At 40.2% G+C, this 22257-nt stretch carries 19 protein-coding genes and 1 pseudogene; 10 read left to right on the top strand and 10 right to left on the bottom strand.

Annotation, left to right across the window (positions count from 1 at the left end; translation table 11 throughout):
• Positions 1-17: 17 nt before the first annotated feature.
• Complete coding sequence (locus tag I4641_RS09470; RefSeq protein ID WP_229640251.1) at positions 18-1448, bottom strand: recombinase family protein; 1431 nt, start codon at positions 1446-1448, stop codon at positions 18-20.
• The gene (locus I4641_RS09475; RefSeq protein ID WP_229640252.1) at positions 1445-2179 is read right to left on the bottom strand and encodes an SDR family NAD(P)-dependent oxidoreductase; all 735 of its coding nucleotides are present in this window, start codon (positions 2177-2179) and stop codon (positions 1445-1447) included. Before I4641_RS09475 ends, I4641_RS09470 begins: the two co-directional genes overlap by 4 nt.
• Before the next feature lie 149 nt (positions 2180-2328).
• Here I4641_RS09475 and I4641_RS09480 point away from each other — a divergent pair, with 149 nt between their 5' ends.
• Positions 2329-3606: a valine--pyruvate transaminase gene (locus tag I4641_RS09480; RefSeq protein ID WP_229640253.1), complete on the top strand. Its 1278-nt coding sequence runs from the start codon at positions 2329-2331 to the stop codon at positions 3604-3606.
• Between the two features lie 50 nt (positions 3607-3656).
• Positions 3657-4298: a ribosome maturation factor RimM gene (gene rimM / locus I4641_RS09485; protein WP_229640254.1), complete on the top strand. Its 642-nt coding sequence runs from the start codon at positions 3657-3659 to the stop codon at positions 4296-4298.
• A 25-nt stretch (positions 4299-4323) separates the two neighbouring features.
• On the opposite strand, the gene I4641_RS09490 is transcribed toward rimM, so the two are convergent.
• Positions 4324-4761, bottom strand: coding sequence for a DUF3293 domain-containing protein (locus I4641_RS09490; RefSeq protein ID WP_229640255.1), 438 nt, complete (start codon positions 4759-4761; stop codon positions 4324-4326).
• A 43-nt stretch (positions 4762-4804) separates the two neighbouring features.
• Between I4641_RS09490 and ilvA the strand changes: the two genes are divergently transcribed.
• A complete protein-coding gene (gene ilvA, locus I4641_RS09495) occupies positions 4805-6316 on the top strand; it encodes a threonine ammonia-lyase, biosynthetic (protein ID WP_229640256.1) in 1512 nt (503 codons plus the stop codon).
• 28 nt (positions 6317-6344) lie between these two features.
• Here ilvA and I4641_RS09500 read toward each other — a convergent pair whose 3' ends face one another.
• Positions 6345-10934, bottom strand: a complete 4590-nt coding sequence (locus I4641_RS09500) for a beta strand repeat-containing protein (protein ID WP_229640258.1) — start codon at positions 10932-10934, stop codon at positions 6345-6347.
• Positions 10935-11060: 126 nt separating this feature from the next.
• Positions 11061-12485, bottom strand: coding sequence for an ABC transporter substrate-binding protein (locus I4641_RS09505; RefSeq protein WP_229640259.1), 1425 nt, complete (start codon positions 12483-12485; stop codon positions 11061-11063).
• 139 nt (positions 12486-12624) lie between these two features.
• Here I4641_RS09505 and I4641_RS09510 point away from each other — a divergent pair, with 139 nt between their 5' ends.
• From I4641_RS09510 to pyrF, 7 genes are all read left to right on the top strand, one after another.
• Positions 12625-13581, top strand: a complete 957-nt coding sequence (locus tag I4641_RS09510) for a class I SAM-dependent methyltransferase (RefSeq protein ID WP_229640260.1) — start codon at positions 12625-12627, stop codon at positions 13579-13581.
• A gap of 81 nt (positions 13582-13662) precedes the next feature.
• Complete coding sequence (locus tag I4641_RS09515; RefSeq protein ID WP_229640261.1) at positions 13663-14469, top strand: ABC transporter permease; 807 nt, start codon at positions 13663-13665, stop codon at positions 14467-14469.
• A 212-nt stretch (positions 14470-14681) separates the two neighbouring features.
• The gene (locus I4641_RS09520; protein ID WP_369426756.1) at positions 14682-15464 is read left to right on the top strand and encodes an ABC transporter ATP-binding protein; all 783 of its coding nucleotides are present in this window, start codon (positions 14682-14684) and stop codon (positions 15462-15464) included.
• A gap of 87 nt (positions 15465-15551) precedes the next feature.
• Entirely contained in the window at positions 15552-16571 is a 1020-nt protein-coding gene (locus I4641_RS09525) for an ABC transporter ATP-binding protein (RefSeq protein ID WP_229640264.1), read from the top strand.
• An 89-nt stretch (positions 16572-16660) separates the two neighbouring features.
• Positions 16661-17557, top strand: a complete 897-nt coding sequence (locus I4641_RS09530; protein ID WP_229640265.1) for an ABC transporter permease — start codon at positions 16661-16663, stop codon at positions 17555-17557.
• A gap of 37 nt (positions 17558-17594) precedes the next feature.
• On the top strand, positions 17595-17948 hold the full coding sequence (locus I4641_RS09535) for a hypothetical protein (RefSeq protein ID WP_229640266.1): 354 nt from the start codon (positions 17595-17597) through the stop codon (positions 17946-17948).
• Between the two features lie 14 nt (positions 17949-17962).
• Positions 17963-18868, top strand: a complete 906-nt coding sequence (gene pyrF / locus I4641_RS09540) for an orotidine-5'-phosphate decarboxylase (RefSeq protein ID WP_229640267.1) — start codon at positions 17963-17965, stop codon at positions 18866-18868.
• Between the two features lie 28 nt (positions 18869-18896).
• Here pyrF and I4641_RS09545 read toward each other — a convergent pair whose 3' ends face one another.
• The 5 genes and pseudogenes from I4641_RS09545 to I4641_RS09560 form a co-directional block, all read right to left on the bottom strand.
• The gene (locus tag I4641_RS09545) at positions 18897-19634 is read right to left on the bottom strand and encodes a 2-phosphosulfolactate phosphatase family protein (protein ID WP_229640269.1); all 738 of its coding nucleotides are present in this window, start codon (positions 19632-19634) and stop codon (positions 18897-18899) included.
• Between the two features lie 135 nt (positions 19635-19769).
• Positions 19770-20084 (bottom strand): hypothetical protein, encoded by a 315-nt coding sequence (locus I4641_RS09550; RefSeq protein WP_229640271.1) that lies wholly within the window; start codon positions 20082-20084, stop codon positions 19770-19772.
• Between the two features lie 27 nt (positions 20085-20111).
• Positions 20112-20245, bottom strand: a pseudogene (locus I4641_RS23805) (prohibitin family protein); the annotation flags it as partial.
• Positions 20246-20437: 192 nt separating this feature from the next.
• Positions 20438-20770 (bottom strand): P-II family nitrogen regulator, encoded by a 333-nt coding sequence (locus I4641_RS09555; RefSeq protein WP_229640272.1) that lies wholly within the window; start codon positions 20768-20770, stop codon positions 20438-20440.
• Positions 20771-20913: 143 nt separating this feature from the next.
• Positions 20914-21978, bottom strand: a complete 1065-nt coding sequence (locus I4641_RS09560) for a sodium-dependent bicarbonate transport family permease (RefSeq protein WP_229640273.1) — start codon at positions 21976-21978, stop codon at positions 20914-20916.
• Positions 21979-22257 lie beyond the last annotated feature (279 nt).

A 22257-nucleotide genomic window follows, 5' to 3' on the forward strand; every position in this document is an offset into this window, starting at 1 on the left:
GGAATGTCAATATCTTGTCACACCTTAAAGGTAAAGGTAGGAACACCATCTCTGATATCAATCCTAGAGATGAACTCAGCAAATAACCTTAACTTTTGGTCAAAACTAGCGCGCTGCCAAAATTCCATTGTTTGACCAAATTCAGCTAGTTTTTCTCTCTGTGCTTGAGTCTCCAAAATATCCTTAGTATTATCCAGATAGAGCAACTTCTGTAATTCCTGTTCCTTTTCTCTAATAACACCCTCTAATCCTGGTACTGTCATAGCAGTATTCTTTAATGTCTCAATCTGCCTCTGCAAATCAGGAACTTCTTTAGGAGTAACGATAACAGGGTCGTCATATACTTTATTAGCAATAACCCTTGCTCTCCTGGTCAGGGCTTCTATAGTCTGGAACTCCAGGTCATCAGGCGTTAATCCAGAATATCCAACCTGTGAACAACGACATATTTCTTGCCGTAGTTTCCTACGAGTAATTACCTTAGCTGCTTTTGGATTAGCATTAGAGCATAGAACATAACGATACTTACCACAGTTTGACTGGACTCTCATCTCTGACTTGCATTCACCACAAAACATAATATTTTTCCAAAGATTACGTCTCTTCTTATTAGGATTCCAACCTTTTACGGGTCTATTAAGCAGCTTATCTAGGGTAATTAACCTACTACCGAAGACCAAAGGGTCATGTGTACCATAGATAATCTCGTCAGTAACTTTGTAATGTAGATTACCTCTGATTTCCTGCCTCCTCAAAAATCTCCTTATACCCGATGCTTCAGTAGGGTATTTTAAGTGTCTTACCTTAGTATCTGTAGTACCATATTTCTCTAACATTTGATGAATAGTACCTCTATGAGAATGAGTCACAATATAAGTATCTACAATATCATTGGCTATCTGCCAGAATGAGGTTTTAGTATCCATGTAAAAGTCATGATTGGGTACTAGCTTATTACCATCCTTTTCATAAGGAAAGATTGCTCTTTGAGGTATGTGATTCTCTCTAATATACTTAGCTCCATCAATAGCCCTTCTCTTATTCCTTTCCGCTTCATATTGATAAAAGCTAATCTGTAAATTACCTTGTAAGCCTTCCTCTGGACTCTCAAATTTATACTCATCAAAGGATAGGTTATATAGCTTAACCCCTGTCTCTAATAGTAGTGCCTTAATCACTTGGAACTCCACCAAATTACGAGTTAGCCTTGAGAGGTCGTTAGGTAAGAAGATGGCATTAATTTGACCTTTGATAGCCATCTCTTTTACTTTTTTGTAGCTACTCCTTTCTGCCGTAGTACCACTACCAATATCATAAAAAATTTGTTCATCCTTAAAGCCTATCTTTCTAGCTCTTGATTGATAATGAGATAACGTAGATGCCCTCTCACTTTGGTTACTAGTACTTACCCTGTAATAGAAGCAAGCACTATCTAAACTGAATGTCATCTTAAATCATGTAGTATGTCGTAACTATTGGTACATATAGCATACCATTGATTTACCCACCTGTCACTTAATCTTGGCATTAAACCTGGATTAAATACATTAACAGTAATTGACGGTATTTCTTGCTGTTGAAGACGGCGATCTAATTCGTAGGCACAGAGAATATTACAGAGCTTAGAGGTAGTATAAGCAATTCGTCCAATTTCGCCTATGTTTTTATTTTTGAGCGCAGGATCTTTTTGAGGGTATGCCATTAATTGTGGATCGCGAAAATAAGGTTTAGGCATTCCTGTTGTCTTACTAGAATCATGGGTATCACTACTAACCAGAACAATTCTCCCAGGTTTAGCTAGTTGAGATAAAAGTAGATTGATTAATAAAAAATGCCCTAGATGATTCACGCCAAAGGTAGTATCAAAACCATTTTTAGTATAGGTTTGTCTTTGAATAAACTGCACTCCTGCATTGCAAATTACGGCATTCAAAGGAGGTAAATCGCGATGGGATAATTCAGTGGCAAAAGTTCTTATAGAAGCGAGATCGGCTAAATCCAACTCCATTGCTTCAATGCGATCGCATTTCGTCGCTTCTTTAATCGTAATTACTGCTTGGTTGGCTTTATCTAGATTACGACAAGCCAGAATAATATACCAATTCTCATCTCGGGAAATTTCTTGGGCGCAAGCATATCCCAAGCCACTATTTGCTCCAGTAATAACGACTGTCTTCATTTTATCTACCTAGTATAAATTACGATTGGTTTTTAGATTAATTACAAAATTTATATTATCTATGAAGAAATAGCCACCTTGAATCATTCCACCTCAAGTTAGAATGAGCGATACAGTTCTTTTTATCGATCTATTTCGGGTAGCTAGTTATGAATCCTGCTTTATCTCAATTTGGTTTGCAAATGTCTCAGCTAACGGGAGTTAGAGCAATTATGAAAGACATTATAGAAACCTTGAGAAATAGTGGAGGGAAAGAATTTATCAATCTCAGTGCGGGAAATCCCGTGATTTTACCCGAAGTAGAACAATTATGGCGTAATTGTACTCAAGAATTACTCGATAGCGATGAATATGGCGAAGTTGTCTGTCGTTATGGCTCTTCTCAAGGTTATACGCCCTTGATAGAGGCGGTAATTAAAGATTTTAATACCCGTTATGACTTGGAGTTAAGCGATCGCAATATTTTGATTACAGGAGGCTCTCAGGCACTATATCTCTATGCTGCCAATGCTTTTGGTGGTTATACCCCATCGGGAGAGTTGAGACAGGTAGTATTGCCCCTTTCTCCCGATTATACTGGCTACGGCGGAGTTAGTCTGACTCCAGAAGCTTTGGTTGCTTATAAGCCTACTTTAGATCTAAATGAGGATAAGCATCGCTTTAAATATCGCCCTGATTTTAGTCAATTACAAATCAATCAACAAACAGGCTGTGTAATCTTTTCTCGCCCTTGTAATCCTACGGGAAACGTAATTAGCGATGATGAAGTCAATAAAATAGCAAATTTAGCTGCTAGTCATGATGTCCCCGTATTAGTTGATTCCGCCTATGCGCCGCCTTTCCCCGCGCTAAACTTCACCGATATGAATCCCCAGTTTGGCGATAATATCATTCACTGCATGAGTTTATCCAAAGCAGGATTACCAGGGGAAAGAATAGGTATTGCCATTGGCGATCGCAAATTAATTGAAATATTAGAATCATTTCAAACCAATGCTTGCATTCATTCCTCTAGATACGGACAGGCGATCGCAGCAAGAGCGATCGCATCTGGTAAACTAGCAGATATTGCCGTGAATGTTATTCGCCCTCACTATCAACGCAAAATAAAAGTATTGGAAGACACTTTAGACGCAGCAATGCCCAAAGATATTCCTTGGTATCTCCACCAAGGAGAAGGCGCGATTTTCGGGTGGTTGTGGCTCAAAGATTTGCCCATGACAGACTGGGAATTTTATCAAGAATTGAAGCAAGTAGGGGTAATTGCTGTACCTGGAAGTACCTTCTTTCCTGGTTTAAAAGAAGATTGGCAACATAAACAACAATGTCTTAGAATTAGCCTTACTGCAACGGAAGCAGAAATCGCTGAAGCCATGAAACGGTTGGCTAAAGTAGCGAAGAAAGTTTATCAAACCCTTACTGTATAAGTAATAAATTAGAGACGAACGGCTGTTCGCCCATACATGAGTAACAAGTAATGAGTAGTGAAGAAATAGAATGGCTAGAAGTGGGGACAATTACCTCTCCCCAAGGTTTAAAAGGAGAATTGCGAGTATATCCAGATTCCGACTTTCCCGAACGATTTATTCAAGCTGGTAAACGATGGGTGCGAGATCCCAAGACTTCCCAGGTAAAAGAAGTGCAGTTAAGGGGAGGAAGATATATAGCAGGTAAAAACCTCTATGTAATTAAACTCGAAGGAGTGGAAAGTCGCGAGACGGCGGAGGAATTTCGTGATTACGAACTTTTGGTTGATAAAAGCGATCGCCCTAAACTAAAAAATGATGAATATCATGTCTCAGATTTAGTTGGTTTAGAAGTTTATCACCAAGAAACCCAAGAAAACCTCGGTGTAGTAATTGATTTATATTCAGCGGGCAACGATTTATTAGAGATTCAATTACACAAACAACCAGAATTAGAAGTTAAACAAGACACCGATCTTTCTCAAATAAGTCGTCGTAGCAAGCGCAAAAAATATCGACCAAAATCAAACAAGCCCTTAACAATATTTATTCCCTTTGTGAGAGAAATAGTACCCATTGTCGATATTTCTAATAACAAGATCGAAATATCTCCTCCTGATGGTTTGATAAACATTCACGAAACCAAAGATTAACGATCTTTATTAATTCAGCGATTGATTAAAGCCAAATAAGCTGAGGTGGCTTGCTTAATTCTCCAAAAACGATCGCATTTTGCTGAAATCTATGACCAATTGCGATCGCTTTATCCTCCTCGATACCCAATATAAAAACACTTTTTTCTGGCAGCCAAACACCATCTCGATCTTTACCCACTGCATCCAAAAAAGCTAAACTTTGCCATCTCAATAATTCAATCAAACTTTGATCGCGCTGTTTATTTTCTGCTGCTGATAAAGATTGAGAATAGGGATTATATGCCGTAATTAAAGCCCAGGTAGTGCAATTATATTCTTCTAAAATAAAATCTAATTCTCGATTATGGCAATCTATAGATAACCGTATTATTTTCTGGTTATAGTAAACCTCGTAAACTGCATCTTGATAAGCCTGGTGTAAATCGTCTATTTCTTTTTCTGTAAACTGAGGCTTAGACATAATTTGATAGAATTTAGAACTACCCTTAAATAGCATCCTGCCAATGAAATCCGATTACTTAGAGAGGATTCTCAACGCCCGTGTTTATGATGTGGCGCAAGAATCGCCTCTAGAATATGCACCCAATCTTTCTACTAGACTGCAAAACAAGCTGCTACTAAAACGCGAAGATATGCAGTCGGTGTTCTCTTTTAAACTACGGGGTGCATATAACAAAATGGCACAATTACCCCAGGATATTCTACAGCAAGGGGTAATTGCAGCTTCCGCAGGAAATCACGCCCAAGGAGTAGCACTAGCAGCAAAAGAATTAGGTACTACGGCAATTATTGTGATGCCCGTAACGACACCTCAAGTCAAGATCGATGCCGTAAAAGCAAGAGGGGGAAATGTCGTTTTATACGGGGATACCTATGACGATGCTTGCGCCCATGCTAAAGAAATATGTACTGAAAAAGGTTTAACTTTTATCCATCCTTTTGATGATCCTGATGTGATTGCAGGACAAGGTACGATTGGCATGGAGATTTTAAGACAATACCAAAAGCCAATCCACGCTATTTTCGTGGCAATTGGAGGAGGAGGCTTAATTGGAGGAATTTCAGCATATATTAAGCGATTACGCCCAGAAATCAAGATTATTGGGGTAGAACCCGTAGATGCCGATGCTATGTCTCAATCTCTCAGGGCTGGCTATCGGGTATGTTTGCCCAGGGTGGGTTTATTTGCCGATGGAGTAGCGGTAAGAGAAGTAGGGGCAGAAACCTTTCGTCTCTGTCAGGATTATGTAGATGAGATTATTTTGGTCGATACAGACGATACCTGCGCTGCGATTAAGGATGTATTTGAAGATACTCGTTCCATTTTAGAACCAGCGGGGGCGTTAGCGATCGCAGGAGCAAAAGCCTATGTGGAAAAAGAAAATATCAAAGATGAAACTCTAGTTGCGATCGCCTGTGGGGCAAATATGAATTTCGATCGCCTCCGTTTTGTTTCGGAAAGGGCAGAATTTGGGGAAAGAAGAGAAGCGATCTTTGCCGTCACTATTCCTGAAGAAAGAGGTAGTTTTCGTAAGTTTTGCGAGTGCATTAATAAACGCAACCTCACTGAATTTAACTATCGTATTTCTGACGATAATAAAGCCTATATCTTTGTCGGGGTACAGATCCAAAATCGCGCCGATGCAGTAGAAATCAAAAGCAATTTTGAAGCCCAAGGATTTCAAACAATCGATCTAACCGATGACGAACTTGCTAAGATGCACTTGCGTCATATGGTGGGAGGGCGATCGCCTTTAGCCCATAATGAATTATTATATCGCTTTGAATTTCCCGAACGTCCAGGGGCATTAATTAAGTTTCTTAGCTGTATGAGTCCCAACTGGAATATTAGTTTATTCCACTATCGCAATAATGGTGCGGACTACGGGCGCATTGCAGTAGGGATGCAAGTACCTAGTAATGAGATGTCCGAATGGCAAACATTTCTCAATTCTTTGGGCTATCGCTATTGGGATGAAAGCTCAAATCCATCCTACAAGCTGTTTCTAGGCTAGATCGACGACCTAACCTAAAATATCCTGATTAGGATTGATTACAATTAACCGATATATGAGGAGTCCGAGCATTTTGAGTAGTTTTGTATGCAGTCAAAATAATCTCTCCGTCTTCCGTTATTTCTACTCCTTGGGCGGGAATAATATTACCCTGACTAGTTGATATGGGTTGCAACTGTTCTTGACTGGGAGATTTAACTTCTGTAGTTTGACCGTCAATACTAATTATTTGTGAAGTCAAAGTATCAGAAGCCGAATTGGCAACACCACCTTTACCCACAATTACCAGATTACTATTAGCAATACCTCTATTCGTCGAACAAGTCTGAGCGATTGTTTCTCCAGATTCAATGGGAATGCCAGATAGTTCAGTCGAACCTTCAATAGCATCTGCATTGGGAGTAATAATTTCAACATTGCCGTCGTCAATATCGCCACTGGCATCAATATCATTAGTATTATTACCCGCACCAATATCTCTTTCTTCTAAGCCTAAAACTCCCAAGGCTTCAATGGTAATATTTCCTCCCGCCCCTCCATTAGAAAAAGCGGAAATATCGTTACCATCACCATCATTTTCACTGGGGAATGCAACTACAAAACCAGACGGTGCATTAATAGTTATATCTCCCCCGTTGGCATTTTCTTGAGTAGCTTCTACAGAAATAGTGCTATTTTCTCTCAGAGTCAAGCGATCGCCTATATTAAAAGTTAAATCTCCACTATCTCCAGATCCTTCACTACCAGCAGCAATTCTCGCACCATCAACTATACCCAGATTGGGTGTTGTTATGTTGATGTTTCCACCACTACCGTTTGCTCCTGTCCCCACAGAACTAGTGATCCCACTTACTCTGGTAGTTTGTTCGTCGAATATAGTAAAGCCTGACACATTAATCGCATTATTAGCAGTAATTGCGATCGCTCCTCCACTACCCGAACCAAAAATATCACTGGCAATACTGCCTCCATCGATCAGATTGAGATTAGTAGTTGTAATTTCAATATCACCTCCATTTCCTACACCACTAGCTGCAACGTTATTGAGAATTCCACTAGCGAATCCATCGCTATCAATACCTTGAAAAGTAATTGTATCTGAAGCGTTAATTGTGACACTTCCCCCATCTCCTGTACCAAAAACTCCCGCTGAGATTTGTGAACCCTCAAGCAAAGACAGATTGGTTGTATTAAGGGTAATTGTTCCTCCATCTCCCTCTCCACCAGCACCTACTTGACTAAAAATATTGCTATCGGTTAATTCAGTATTGCCACTAATATTGAGTACAATATTGCCTGCATTACCCTCGCCAAAAATACTATTGTCTAGTTCTGTTTGATTAGATAAAGATAATGAAGCTGCTCTAATTTCAATATTACCTGCATCACCAATTGAACCATTTGCTGTACTATTTGAGATTTCACTGAGTCTGGTAATTTGTTCGTTGAATACAGTAAATCCCGAAACATTAACGGCGTTGCTAGCATTAATCGCAATCTGTCCGCCATTCCCTTGTCCCAATACGTTACTGAGAATAGTTCCTCCATCAACTAAATTGAGATTGGCGGTAGTAACATCAATGTTCCCAGCATTTCCTATACCACTTGCTGCAACATTATTAAGAATGCCACTAGCAAATCCATTTTCATCGATACCTTGAAAAGTAATATTATTTGCTGCATTAATGGTAACTGTACCTGCATTACCCCTACCAAAAACTCCTGCTGTAATTTGCGAACCCTCTAGCAAAGAGAGGTTGGTTGTATTAAGGGTAATTGTTCCCCCTTCCCCTACTGCATCAGCAGCTACTTGACTAAAAATATTGCTATCGATTAGTTCAGTAATCCCATTGACATTTAGCAAAATGCTACCCGCATTACCATTGCCTAATGTGCCACTACTCAAAAATGCTTGATTGGATAAAGATAATGAACCTGCGGTGATGTCAATATTTCCTGCATTATTTATTCCCTCTGCGGTACTAAAGGTACTACTTTCAATCGAACTAAATCTGGTTATAGCTTCATTAAATTCCGTAAAACCAGAAACATTAATAGCGTTGCTAGCATTAATCTTAATCTGTCCGCCATTCCCTTGTCCCAATACGTTACTGCGAATAGTTCCGCCGTCAACTAAATTGAGATTGGCGGTAGTAACGTCAATGTTCCCAGCATTTCCAATACCACTTGCTGCAACATCGTTAACAATTCCGCTAGCAAATCCATTTTCATTGATACCTTGAAAAGTAATATTATTTGCTGCATTGATGGTAACTGTACCTGCATTACCCGTACCAAAAACTCCCGCTGAGATTTGCGAACCCTCTAGCAAAGAAAGATTGGTTGTATTAAGGGTAATTGTTCCAGCCGATCCAGTTCCAGTCTCACCTACTTGGCTAGAAATATTGCTATCTGTTAATTCCGTATTGCCACCGATATCGAGTACAATATTACCTCCGTTCCCCTCTCCTATAACGCTGCTGCCGATTGTTCCGCCATTAACTAAATTGAGATTGGCGGTAGTAACGTCAATGTTCCCAGCATTTCCTATACCACTTGCTGCAACATTGTTAACAATTCCGCTAGGAAATCCATTTTCATTGATACCCTGAAAAGTAATTGTATCGGCTGCATTGATGGTAACTATCCCCGCATTACCAGTCCCAAATACTCCCGATGAGATTTGCGAACCCTCAAGCAAAGAGAGATTGGTTGTATTAACAGTAATTGTTCCCCCTTCTCCCACTCCACCAGGAGCTACTTGGCTAAAAATATTGCTATCGATTAGTTCAGTAATTCCATTGATATTTAGCAAAATGCTACCCGCACTACCATTACCTGACGTGCCACTACTTAAAGAGGCTTGATTTGATAAAGATAATGAACCTGCGGTGATGTCAATATTACCTGCATTATTTGTTTCCTCTGCGGTACTAAAGGTACTACTTTCAATCGAACTAAATCTGGTTGTAGCTTCATCAAATTCCGTAAAACCAGAAACATTAATAGCGTTGCTAGCATTAATCTTAATCTGTCCGCCATTCCCTTGTCCCAATACGTTACTGCGAATAGTTCCGCCGTCAACTAAATTGAGATTGGCGGTAGTAACGTCAATGTTCCCAGCATTTCCTATACCACTTGCTGCAACATTATTAACAATTCCGCTAGCAAGCCCATCACTACCTATACCTTGAAAAGTAATATTATCCGCTGCATTGATGGTAACTGTACCTGCATTACCCGTACCAAATACTCCTGCTGTAATTTGTGAACCATCTAGCAAAGAGAGATTGGTTGTATTGACAGTAATTGTTCCCCCTTCCCCTACTGCATCAGCAGCTACTTGACTAAAAATATTGCTATCGATTAGTTCCGTATTGCCATCAACATTAATTGCAATATTTCCTGCATTGCCTACGCCAGAAGTAGTACTAGTCAAAAACGATCCTTCGTTTAATGACAGAGAATTGGCACTAATAATAATATTTCCTCCATTTCCCGTTGCGCCAGACTCTACATCGCTAAAAATTGCGCTTCTTAGATTGCCATCTTGATTGCTTCCAGCGATCGCAATATCTCCTTCAATTTCTATTACCACGTTTCCTGCATTTCCCTGACCGCCTGGAATGTCTTCGTTTGCACCCGCAACAAAGTTTTGAATTTGCGAGCCACCAGTCATGGTTAAAGACCGAGCATCGATCGCAATATCTCCTGCTTGAGCCTCAGTAGAAATCGAGTCCGTCGTGATTCCTGCTTGAAGGACACTACCACCAAAGTCTCCCCCCAGCATTTCTACATTATTGGCATGGATCGAAATATCTCCTCCACCCGTTCCTCTAACATCAATAATTCCATTGTTGCTCAAGGATACATTGGCTCTAGCTACATTTTCAGGAAAGCTCAAATTACCATTTGGTTCGATAGATATAGTACCCGCATCGAGCAATCCGCCTACAGCAATTAACCCTCCTGGTGCTGTGGCTTCGCCTGCTTCAAAGTTGACATCGCCTCCAATCAAACCGATAGTTTGTCCTGAGGATACTTCCAAGCCGACAAAATCGCCATCGTTGTTTGTAAAGAAGGATTGATTGGTAATGGGATTGGGATTATTTCTAAGATTTAAGCCAATGGGCGCATTAATAGTCAGAATAGGTGCGTCTAAATTATTTACCGCGCTAAATTCTCCGTCTTCAAATAAGATACTATCTGCGGTACTGCCATAAAACGAACCGCCGATATCTAAACTAGCATTCTGCCCGAATACAATACCCGCAGGATTGATTAAAAATAAATTGGCACTATTATTAGCTCTAATTGCACCTTGGATGTTGGATATGTTTCCTCCCGTAACTCTAGATAAAATATTACTTATCTCAGAAGCATTATTGAAAAAAGCTTCCCCTCCCCCTGGAACAGAAAAATCCTGAAAACTGTGAAATAAATTGTTGCCGTTGGTAGTTCCGTTATTTATTTCAAAGTTGTTGCCATCAGCATTAACTGTCGTTCCTGTGGTGCCATCAGTGGTTACTTGCGCCAAAGCAGATTTAGCAGTTAAGGGGTTGTCAATAAAACCAACAATTGAACATAAAAGTAAAGAAAATTGCAGCTTAAAATTCATACTAAAATTCATACTTTTTTCAGTGAGAAGAAACTGAAGTATTATACAAATTTTCCGTACTGCGAAATTGCTACATTTAACACTTGTTGATAAATATTCAAGGAATTATTACTTCTAATCTTAAAACTATTGGCAAGCATCAACAGCCGAATCAGAAGTTGGAGAAGCAACTGTCACAAAATCGTAACCAAAGCTAGAATTATCACTAGCTACCACTTTAACTAATTCTACTTCCGCCGCGCGATCGCCTGTAGGTAGAAATTCGATCTTTTTTTCTGCTCCTTCGGCTGAAAATTCTGGAGAGATCAGAGTTTGCTGAATACCCGAACGAGTAGGCTCTTTTTTCATTGCTTCCCCCAGAGCCATAGTCGCATCGTAGGCTAACACAGTACGCCAGTTGACTCCTCCTCCCCAAAGTTTGTTTGCCATAGTAGAAAATTGGGAATTATTATTTTTGGTATGCCAGGGTACGGCAATAATCATATCTACGACGTTTTGTCTGCCTAGTTGTAGGGTACGGGGTTTATAAAAACTGTCTCCACCCAGCAACGGTAATTCTCCTTGATTGATTAAAGCAACCAAAAAGGTTTTATCCAAAGTTTCTAAAGCGTTCATTCCCGATGAATTGGGGAACATAGCTATTGCTTTTGCACCCTTTTGTTTGATTTGAGTCAAAATATCAACAATATCAAAATTGGGCTGGCTAAAATTAAACTCGGCAACTACCCTACCGTTTTTATTTTCTAAACTACTTTTAAAGACATCTCGCAGAGAAGTACTATAGCTACTAGCAGAATTATATAAAACCGCAACTTCTTTGACCTTAATTTGGTCGAGCAAATACTCTGCCAAAGCATTCCCTGCAAAACAATCGCTCGATACGGTACGAAATACATAGCTGCCAACATTAGAGATAGCGGTAGAACTACTAGTAGGGGAGATTACCACCAAGCCCTTATTTTGATATACCTGTGCTGCTTCTAAGGTTACATTGCTCGAAAAATGACCGACGATACCCAGGATTTCAGGATTTTCACTAAAATTCTGGGCTAATTTTTTAGCTACATCGGGGTTGTTACTATCATTGGCTACTATTAATTTAATGGGCTTGCCTTTGATGCCACCACTACTATTAATTTGCTGTTGCGCTTGAGCAGCACCCCTTAATATTTCTTTGGCTACATTGATTTCTGCATCGATAGGAACGGGTACGCCAATGCTATAGGATGGATTATTACCAATACGAGCATTGTTAGCATAAATCAAAGTTTCAGGATCGTTGCGTTGTAGTTTGAGGCTACTTTGCCACTGAGACACCGCGCGATCGTAATCTCCATCAGCATAAGCATCAGCAGCCATCTGTTTTTGAGTATTAGGATCTTCGTCGAAGAGTGTTTTTTCCCCCGAACTAATTTTGTTTTCCAAGCCATTTATCGCGATCGAATCTGGGGTTGTGTTGCCCTGAGAATCCCCAACAGGATCGGAAGTAGAATCTCTTGATGACCATGTTCCACAACCAGTTAAACCAATCATGGCTATTGATGCTAGCAAAATTAGCTTTGTTTTTATACGACGATCCATAATATGCAGAAACATAATATTCAAAAATACTACCCTAGATAATGATTATCCCCTAACAAATAACCCAGAGCTAATATAATGCTTCTAGATATATCCATAACAAACAACTGTGACACTTTCGACTGATAAACTAAAACCAGATTGGGCTGGAGAAGATTTACTTTCTCGCTTTGTCAATCTACTGATTAAAACCAAGCCGATCTATAGCATTATGCAACGGCAAGCGCGACAAGTATTAATTCAAACGGCAGAGAAAAATGGTATTCCTTGGCGCAAAAATTATCAAGAACTAGAACAATCTGGTGCAAAAGATTTACTAGAGTCTTTAACTAATACCGATTTAGTTTATCCAGACTATTATCAAGTATCCTTTCACGCTTATAACGAGGGCAACCTTTGTTGGCAAGCAGCATTTGAAGCAGCTTCAGCTACCTATTCTATGGGGTTACGAGTCTGGAAAGATGAAGATCTCACTTGGCAAGAGGCACAACAAAGACTGCGCCATAGTTTTTATCAAGTTTTAGAAGAATACTGCCCCGCCACAATAACTAATATTCTAGATTTGGGATGTTCTGTGGGAATTTCTACCCTCGAACTGCATCGCTACTTTAGCAATAAACAAAATAGCCCGATTAATACGATTGGTTTAGATTTATCTCCTTATATGTTGGCAGTAGCTAAGACTACTGATACTCAGCAAGAAATATTTCAATGGTTGCATGGTTTAGGAGAATCTACTAATTTAGCCGATAATTCTCTGGATCTAGTCACCCTGCAATTTTTGATTCATGAGTTACCCCATCAAGCAACCGAAGCAATTTTTCGAGAAGTTTTGCGTATTCTCAAACCAGGGGGTGTCATTGGAGTGGTGGATAATAACCCTGCGTCTCCTGTAATTCAAGGTTTGCCACCAGTATTATTTACTTTGATGAAAAGTACCGAACCTTGGAGTGATGATTACTATACATTTGATGTAGAATCAGCCCTACAAGAAGCAGGTTTTGATTATCAAACTACTGTTGCCAGCGATCCTCGCCATCGCACTATTATCGGTTTAAAACCTTAGTGGTCAAACTAGTTATTACCAATTTTTGGGCTACTTTTGATTACAATAGATCCTGATTTGAAAAATACATAAAAGTACTACATGGTTACAACTGTTTCTAATCAAGAAAAACAGAGGGAATGGTCTTGGTATCGAGAACTATTGGCTGTTTTGATTCGACGCAACCTTAAAAGAAGATATCGAGGTTCTCTTTTGGGTATTTACTGGTCATTATTAAATCCAATGGCAATGACTGGTTTATATACAGCAATTTTCGGTGCTGCTTTTGCGCAATATTATGATAATTCTGCTTTAAATTATATCTTGGCAGCTTTTACAGGTCTGGTAGTAATTAATTTCTTTTCTTCTTCTACAGCCCAAGCCTTACCTAGCGTGGTGGAAAATGGTGGAATAGTAAATAAAATCCGTCTGCCATTATTTATTTTTCCTTTGTCGACTATAGGGGCAAATGTTTTTCAATTATTAATGGGAGCTTTTCCTTTACTGGCTATAGTAACTCTAATTATTTCTAAAAATGTTATTAATGTTGCTGCTTTAATATTACCGATCTTCGGTTTAATTCTAGTTTGTGCTGGAGTAGGAATGTTAATGAGTGCATTATATGTATTTTTTCGCGATCTTTCTTATTTTTACGAACTAGTAACTTTTATATTATGGATGGGTTCTCCTATTTTTTATCCCCCAGATATTGTTCCCGATACTGTTAGTAGATTTTTAGTTTTAAATCCTATTTTGCCGATTATTGAAAGTATTCGCCAGATCACTCTTTCGGGCAATCTACCTGACTTAATATTAATTGGTCATAGTCTGATTAGTGGTGCGATCGTCTTGACTATTGGCATAGTCGCATTTTCTAGTTGGCGTTCTCAATTTATGGATTTGCTCTAAAAAAGCTCTAAGCTTATGCCCTAAACTATATGCCAAGCGGTACTTTTAGGATTCCCTTCGGTCACGGAGCGATATACCATATGCGCAGAGGTATACTTTATGACAAGGGTATATCCGAAGGTGTATCCTTTAGGACAATGTCTTTTAGGAATAGGCTATAACTTTTAAAGTCATCTTTTGACTGGGAACATTTAAACATAATATATAAAATGATGGAAGAATCGATTAGATTAGATGGGGTTTCTCTTTGGCGTAGAACACAAGAAGAATTTTCTTACGACCTTAAAAGAACTATCCTCTCTTTTTTAGAAGGCAAATATCGTCATCCAGCTAAAAAAATTGTTTTAGATAATATCGACCTGACTATTGAAAAGGGTGAAAAAATTGGCATTATTGGAGCGAATGGTTCGGGTAAATCTACCCTCCTCAAGCTGATTTCGGGTATCCTCACCCCTACTTCTGGTACGGTTAGAGTTAGGGGCAAAGTTGCACCTTTGATCGAACTTAGTGCGGGTTTTGACCATGAGTTAGCTGTAAAAGATAATATTATTTTATACGGAGTGATGTTGGGCTATTCTCAGGAAGAAATGAAGGCTAAGGCTAAACTAATCCTAAAATTTGCTGAATTAGAAGATTATGCTCTTGTTCCAGTGAAGGGGTTATCTTCAGGAATGACTGCTCGTTTGGGATTTGCGATCGCTACAGATACTAAACCAGATATCTTGATCCTAGATGAAGTACTCTCCGTGGGAGATGTTACTTTTAAAAATAAGTGCAGTCAAAGAATGGAAGAATTTTGGCAGGATCGCGTTACCGTATTGCTAGTTTCCCATTCGATGGAATTGATTCGTAAAAACTGTCATAAAGCTATTTGGCTCGAACAAGGACAAATTAAAATGATAGGCGAAAGCAACAATGTAGTGGATGAGTATCTCAGACGGGTTAAACCGACGGAATTAACTAGCGAATCCGCAGTCGAATCTGCCATAACTTAGATCTGATTTAGCAAACAATTAACATCTATAACTTGGGCTAAACTACTACAATAAAATATATAGAATCATAAATTTTAGATAAAGAATATGGCTGCTGCCGTTTTAATCAAAAACTTACGGAAAAGTTATGGGGATGTCCCAGCAGTGAAAGATATATCTTTTACTGTTGAACCAGGAGAAATCTTCGGTTTACTAGGTCCTAACGGTGCAGGAAAAACAACAACCATTAGATGTTTGTGTACTCTAGCTAAGCCCGATCGCGGCAAAATAGAGGTAGGGGGAATATCGGCGATCGCATCTCCCAAAGCTGTCAGGCAAAGGCTGGGTTATGTAGCTCAAGAAGTAGCTATAGATAAGGTATTGACGGGAAGGGAATTATTAAAGCTGCAAGCAGCACTATACCATTTACCTAAAAAATCAATTGGCGATCGCACTAACCAATTAATTGAAGTTCTGGGTTTACAAGACTATGCCGACAAGAAAACAGGCACTTACTCAGGAGGTATTCGCAAGCGATTAGATTTGGCAGCAGGGTTATTACACCAGCCAGAAGTTTTGGTATTAGACGAGCCGACAGTCGGCCTAGATATCGAAAGTCGCATGGTAGTGTGGGAGTTTTTACAAGCCCTCAGGGAGGCAGGAACAACAGTATTAATTACCAGCCACTATCTAGAAGAAATTGACGCTCTAGCCGATCGCTTGGCTATTATCGACCAAGGTGTAGTCATTGCTGAAGGTACGCCATCAGAACTTAAAGATAAGCTAGGAGGCGATCGCATTACCCTCCGCATTCGCGAATTTACTCCCTACGAGGAAGCTGAAAAAGCCAAATATATTCTTGAGTCTCTGCCTTTTGTGGAAAATGTCATTGTCAATACAGTACAAGGTAATTCTTTAAACTTAATTGTCACATCTGGTCAAAACTCTTTGAGCAAAATTGAACAGTCTCTCTCCGAAGTCAGTTTACCTACTTTTAGCTTGGCGCAGTCTCGCCCCAGTCTTGATGATGTCTATCTGGCTGCTACGGGTAAAACCATTATGGACGCGCAAATAGCAGCATCTAGCTCTAGAGATCTCAAAAAAGAGAAAAAACAGCAGATGAAGTAAAGATTATTATTAGTTATTCAACAAGATTATCCAGTCATTAGCCTTGAGGTTTTTTCCTTTATTTTTTCTTTCTTACACCATAAATAATTATGAGCCAATCAATTTCTAGCAGAAATATCAAGTCAGCCCTAGCACCCAATCCTGCTGTTGGCGGACAAAATAATGAGTCGAGTAATTCTTTGGGGGATTTTATTCAGGAAACATTAGCTCTAACTCAACGTCTATTTATTCAACTGCAACGCCGTCCTTCGACTTTGATTGCGGGAATTATTCAGCCGTTTATGTGGTTGGTTTTGTTTGGTGCATTATTTAGCAAAGCACCTGCGGGTTTATTTGGTAGTGACTTGAGTTACGCTAAATTTCTCGCCCCAGGAGTGATTGTGTTTACCGCTTTTTCGGGAGCATTAAATGCAGGCTTACCTGTCATGTTTGATCGCGAATTTGGTTTTCTCAATCGTTTGTTAGTCGCGCCCTTGTCTTCTCGCTATTCTATTGTGGCAGCATCAACAATTTATATTATTGCCTTGAGTTTTATTCAAACCGCAGTAATTATCTTTGCCAGTGCGATCTTAGGTGCGGGTTTGCCAGGAATTGTTGGCTTGAGTGCGATCGCTTTAATCGTATTTCTAATTGTTTTGGGAGTGACAGCCTTGAGTTTGGGATTGGCTTTTGCCCTACCAGGTCATATTGAACTACTTGCGGTGATTTTTGTGACTAACTTACCTTTGTTGTTTGCTAGTACGGCTCTTGCTCCTCTAAGCTTTATGGCTGGATGGTTGCAGGTAATTGCTAGTCTAAATCCTCTTACCTATGCGATCGAACCAATTCGCTATATTTACGGTCATGGAGATTGGGCAATTAATAGTATTGTGATGAATACTCCCTGGATTGGCTTTAGTTTTGGCAGTGTTATTCTAGTTTTATTAGGATTTGATGCTCTAATATTGCTAGCAATTCAACCTCTATTACGCCGTCGTTTTGCTTAGAAAAAGCTGAAAGATAAATAATATAAGATCTTACATTATGTTTAAAAATAGCCAACGAAATAAATTGAGTCAGGGTTTGAGTCTTGGTATGATTCTGACTTTAATAGCAGGTTTTAATTCTTCTGTTGTGGCTCAGTCTCAATACGAGCGAGACAATGGTTATCAGTCCAATGAAAAAGATAGTATCTATGGAGACGCCCCTGGGGGTTTAAATCCAGTAGATTTGATTCACCGCGCTCAACAATTGAAAGGACGCAGTGCATCTGAGTTTGAGGCAGATTCCCAAGGACAAATGGAGAATTCTGTATCTGACTTTAAACGTCTTCAACAACAAAGAATTCTGCAACAACAGCAGCCCACAGCAGAGTCGGAAGAAAGTAGCGATCTATAACTAAATAAATTGGCATGACTATATTTATCGATCGCTTGATTGGAGCTATTCAAGAAAAAAACACTCCCTGTATTGTGGGGCTAGATCCCGCTCTAGATAGGATGCCTAAAAGTTGGCTAAAGCACCAAGGAATTACACCAAAGAGCAGTATAGTCGAACGAGCTGAAGCGATCTACCAATATAACCTGATGGTATTAGATGCGATCGCCGATCTTGTACCCGCAGTCAAACCCCAAAGTGCTTATTATGAGTTATTTGGCTCTGCGGGAATAATCGCCCTAGAAAAAACAATTATGGCTGCCCGCGATCGCGACTTGTTGGTAATACTAGATGTCAAACGAGGGGATATTGCTTCTACTGCAACAGCCTACGCTCAAAGTTATTTACCCAGCGAGCCAAAACGCCCTTATGCAGCCGATGCCATCACAATTGTTCCCTATTTAGGTACAGATTGTCTCGATCCTTTTTTCCAAGAAGCAATTCAATGGGGAAAAGGAATCTTTGTCTGTGTTAAAACATCTAATCCTGGCGCATCAATAATTCAAGAACAAAAAATTAATCACCGCTACCTCTACGAAATTGTCGCGGATTTAATTAAATCTGCTGCCGATCAAAGTATTGGCGAGTCTGGTTATAGCGGTATTGGTGCAGTTGTTGGTGCTACTTACCCTGAAGCAGCCATTAAACTGCGCCAGCAATTACCGCGAAGTATATTCCTCGTACCAGGAGTAGGGGCGCAAGGTGGAGGAAACGAGGGCATAAAAGCCTGTTTCAATCCCGATGGTTTGGGTGGGGTAGTGAGTAGCTCTAGAGCTATTATGTATCCTCATCTGTATGGTAGTGAGGATACTAATCGAGATACTATCCGCCAAGCTGCGATCGCTTTAATAGCTCAAGTTCAAGATATTTTGACAACATAATTTTGTGCCACAAACAATTGCTTAATGGCTATTTACTGCTTACTAAAACACCTGGTTCTTTTTGAATGGGTAAGACATTCAAAATATCGGTTTGAGAGCAATACTGTAAATCTGCATCTCCTTTTAACTTTAAAAGCCGTTGTCCGTGACTGCATTGACGAAAAACATTTAATAAATTATCTTTCCACTGTTCGTAAAGAGCGATCGCGCCAATTACTTCGTCATTGCCAAACAAGTTGATCGGCGAAATATCGCTTTGCTGAAAAATCGACTGAGCGATCGCACCAGCACAAGCAGTATCTTCTACAGAATAGTCTCCTTGCCAACCCGAACCCACCATCCAGACTGTTTCTGGTTGAGTTTCTAATAAATAGTTGACTGCTGCTTGACGGTTAATTTGGGCTGCTGTTATGACGCAAGGAGATTTCTCGACTCTTTGCAAAGCGCGAGTACCATTGGTGGTGGTGAGAAACAATCTTTTCCCTTTTACGACTTCTGGAGTACAAGTCAAAGGAGAATTACCTAAATCGAAACCTTCTACCTTTAGACCACCTCTTTCTCCTGCTAAAAGACGCTTATCAGTTTGCCAAGAACTCGCTTGACTCTTTAATTTTTCCATATCACTAAATGCTTGCACTGCTTCCGCACCAGCATCTAAAGCCGTCGCGATCGTAGTGGTTGCTCGCAAGACATCAATTACTACGGCACAATCTGGTAGCAAATCAGAGGGAGTGTCTTCAGGAGTATGGTAAACAAATAGTTTCACGCTAAAACAAATATTATTTAAAATCAGTAAATCAAAACTTACGCAATTATACGTTATTTATCAACTACTAATTTTTACTTTTTTGTTTTTAGTTACGCCTGTTACTTATGAAGCAAAAAAATTGGAAATAGAGAACTAAACCTCAGATATTAAATAAATGATGCCTTCACTATCAGAATTATAGTTAGCTTGAATGTATTTAATACAATCTGCTCTGTGGTGAAATACATCGATCGCTAAATGGGGATTATTACTAGGAGATAAGTTGGGATGAATTGTGTCGGCAATATAATATTCTCCGTCATAACTCAACATACAGTACCAACCATTGTCAGTTCCTAAATTATCGTCGGAATATTTAACAGCTTCTACTTTGCTATCAAAAACCTTAACTCTATGCCAAGGTAAAGAAGAATCTACTTGAGGAATTGCTAAAACATATTGTGTCATTAATCTAATTTAATAATTAGGGCATTAGGCAATTTGTTTCTCTTCTACGTCTTAGCAAATTCTGGGAAAAAATCCAAACCGACTACGCTAGTATCGAGTACAATAATACCATATTTACCAAGGCGATCGCTCAGAGCATCATCGAAATCTTGTTTAAGTTTTTTCATCAAGTTAAACTAAAAATCTGAGGAACTTGTGAGTAATTTCTGATATAGTTCATCTTAATATTACTTGGAAAGCAAAAAAAAAGCCGAGGCATGACCCCGGTTTTTTTGGATTGAGCAGAGTGATTTTAGGTTTGAGTTTTATTCACCCTTATCTTGTTTCTCTTTTTAGATCTGGGTCGTTTCGGTTCAACAGCCGTCTGGCCCACAGAACTTGTGCGCGCTCAGTACCTCTGCTTCACAGATATAGGCGATGCCTGAATAATCATCGAAAAACTGCGCTGCGACTTTATCCGAAATCTTCAGGGCCATATCCCGAGTTTCGGTGAGTACCTCGAACTTTATATTTGAGAAGTTCTCGGAAACGGAAGGTTGTCCCGACGAGCGCACGTTGCGACTTCCTTTACCACCCGCGTCCACCACCGTATAACCGGTCGCCCCGGCTTCGTCGACGATCTTGGCGATCTTTTTTAGCAGTAACTTTTCCGTAACGATGACAAGCTTGCTTGCTGGTTTAGCCATGTGTTTTACCTCTTAATGTGTATATTTAGTCAACTATATAGAAACTCAGAAAAACGGCAGCACTGCGCGCTATCGCGCTGATATTATAGCTGTCGCGTTGGTCGCTGAGCCAGTACTCTCCTGGATCAGCGACCTGTCTGGTATCAGCTGCCCATCAGAGCCTGGGCAAGCCCCATGAAGATCGGTATTCCCAAGGCGATCGCAACTGGCGTGCCGACCGCTGTGGAGGAGCCGATGTATGCCGAGGGATTAGCCGACGGGATACCAGCTCTTAAAGTAGGCGGTCCTGAGATGTCTGAACTGGAAGCAGCGATAACGGCCAGGATCACGACACCACCAAGGCTAAATCCCGTGACGTAGTGGGCAATCATACCGAGACCGAAGGCTATAAGCCCATGCAGCAACGGTGCTATAAAGGCATATAGGGCATACCACTGACCCACCTTGCGCAGCTCGCCGAGCCTTGCAGCAGCCTCCATACCCATTATTAGCATCAGTACCGAAAGCAGACCGCTAAAGAGGGGACTGTAGAAGCTTTCATAGACACTTTCTGGTTTAGTTACCAGACCTAGAGCCAGGCCGAGCAGCAGTGCCGTTAGGGCAGAACCCTGGAGGCTTTCCTTCACGATGGGCCAGATCTTGACCCGATTGCTTGCGGTACCGCGCTGCTGGCTAAGATACTCCTGCCTGGTGCTGGGATTCTCCCGCTTGCTGAGATACTTCTGCTTTTTGGTATAAATGCTGGCTAAAACGATCGCAGTTACGAGGGCTGGGATGTCCATGAAAGGATAGAGTGCGGCGGCCCAGGGTTCGTATGTGATGCCTTGACTTTCTAGTAGCGTCAGGGCTGCGGCGAGGGTAGAGCCACTCACGGCACCGAACAAGCCTGCGGTCGCAAGACCATCCTCGGTTTTGACCTTCGGCAGCTTACACAACGTGTAACGGCCGATAAACACGATTAGGATTCCCATCGTCACGGCGAACAGCGCGGGCAACAGAATCTCTCCTAGATTGGATTCGCGGATCCCTTGCCCACCAGTCAAACCGACTTTCATGAGCAGCATGAAGACGATGAACTTATAGGCTGCATCTGGAATTGCCAGTTGGCTACCAAGGGAAGCGACAACTATACCACCAATCAGAAAGCCAAGTGTCGGGGATTGTAACTGCGCTAGAAAGCGCGTCAAAAAATCGGATAAAAAATCCACTTTAGTAATTCTCCTTTTAATAATTTTCTTAGATCAAAACCTTAGAGGTTAGGAGAGATAGAATAGATTTAAACCAATGGCTATTTTATATCTCATTGATCTAAGTCTATCTTACTAAGTGCGCAAAAGTTGACCAAATTCTTGGAATTTGAAACGTATTATTTTATTCGATTGATAATCTAGGCTTATAATTTAAGCTTGATTCATATTTAAACTTGACCAATAGTCAATCTATCCCAAAGGGGTATGAGCTATCAGACTTATCCTGTAAGCTTTTTT

Origin of the sequence: Waterburya agarophytonicola KI4 (assembly GCF_020640915.1) — a bacterium.
GTDB lineage: Bacteria > Cyanobacteriota > Cyanobacteriia > Cyanobacteriales > Xenococcaceae > Waterburya > Waterburya agarophytonicola.

Excerpts from the sequence above, each read along its gene's own strand:
- I4641_RS09525 (WP_229640264.1), top strand. The coding sequence starts at position 15,552 with ATGGCTGCTGCCGTTTTAATCAAAAACTTACGGAAAAGTTATGGGGAT.
- pyrF (WP_229640267.1), top strand. The coding sequence starts at position 17,963 with ATGACTATATTTATCGATCGCTTGATTGGAGCTATTCAAGAAAAAAAC.
- I4641_RS09490 (WP_229640255.1), bottom strand. The coding sequence starts at position 4,761 with ATGTCTAAGCCTCAGTTTACAGAAAAAGAAATAGACGATTTACACCAG.
- I4641_RS09530 (WP_229640265.1), top strand. The coding sequence starts at position 16,661 with ATGAGCCAATCAATTTCTAGCAGAAATATCAAGTCAGCCCTAGCACCC.
- rimM (WP_229640254.1), top strand. The coding sequence starts at position 3,657 with ATGAGTAGTGAAGAAATAGAATGGCTAGAAGTGGGGACAATTACCTCT.
- I4641_RS09500 (WP_229640258.1), bottom strand. The coding sequence starts at position 10,934 with ATGAATTTTAAGCTGCAATTTTCTTTACTTTTATGTTCAATTGTTGGT.
- I4641_RS09515 (WP_229640261.1), top strand. The coding sequence starts at position 13,663 with ATGGTTACAACTGTTTCTAATCAAGAAAAACAGAGGGAATGGTCTTGG.
- I4641_RS09555 (WP_229640272.1), bottom strand. The coding sequence starts at position 20,770 with ATGGCTAAACCAGCAAGCAAGCTTGTCATCGTTACGGAAAAGTTACTG.
- I4641_RS09535 (WP_229640266.1), top strand. The coding sequence starts at position 17,595 with ATGTTTAAAAATAGCCAACGAAATAAATTGAGTCAGGGTTTGAGTCTT.
- I4641_RS09480 (WP_229640253.1), top strand. The coding sequence starts at position 2,329 with ATGAATCCTGCTTTATCTCAATTTGGTTTGCAAATGTCTCAGCTAACG.
- I4641_RS09470 (WP_229640251.1), bottom strand. The coding sequence starts at position 1,448 with ATGACATTCAGTTTAGATAGTGCTTGCTTCTATTACAGGGTAAGTACT.
- I4641_RS09475 (WP_229640252.1), bottom strand. The coding sequence starts at position 2,179 with ATGAAGACAGTCGTTATTACTGGAGCAAATAGTGGCTTGGGATATGCT.
- I4641_RS09520 (WP_369426756.1), top strand. The coding sequence starts at position 14,682 with ATGGAAGAATCGATTAGATTAGATGGGGTTTCTCTTTGGCGTAGAACA.
- I4641_RS09550 (WP_229640271.1), bottom strand. The coding sequence starts at position 20,084 with ATGACACAATATGTTTTAGCAATTCCTCAAGTAGATTCTTCTTTACCT.
- ilvA (WP_229640256.1), top strand. The coding sequence starts at position 4,805 with ATGAAATCCGATTACTTAGAGAGGATTCTCAACGCCCGTGTTTATGAT.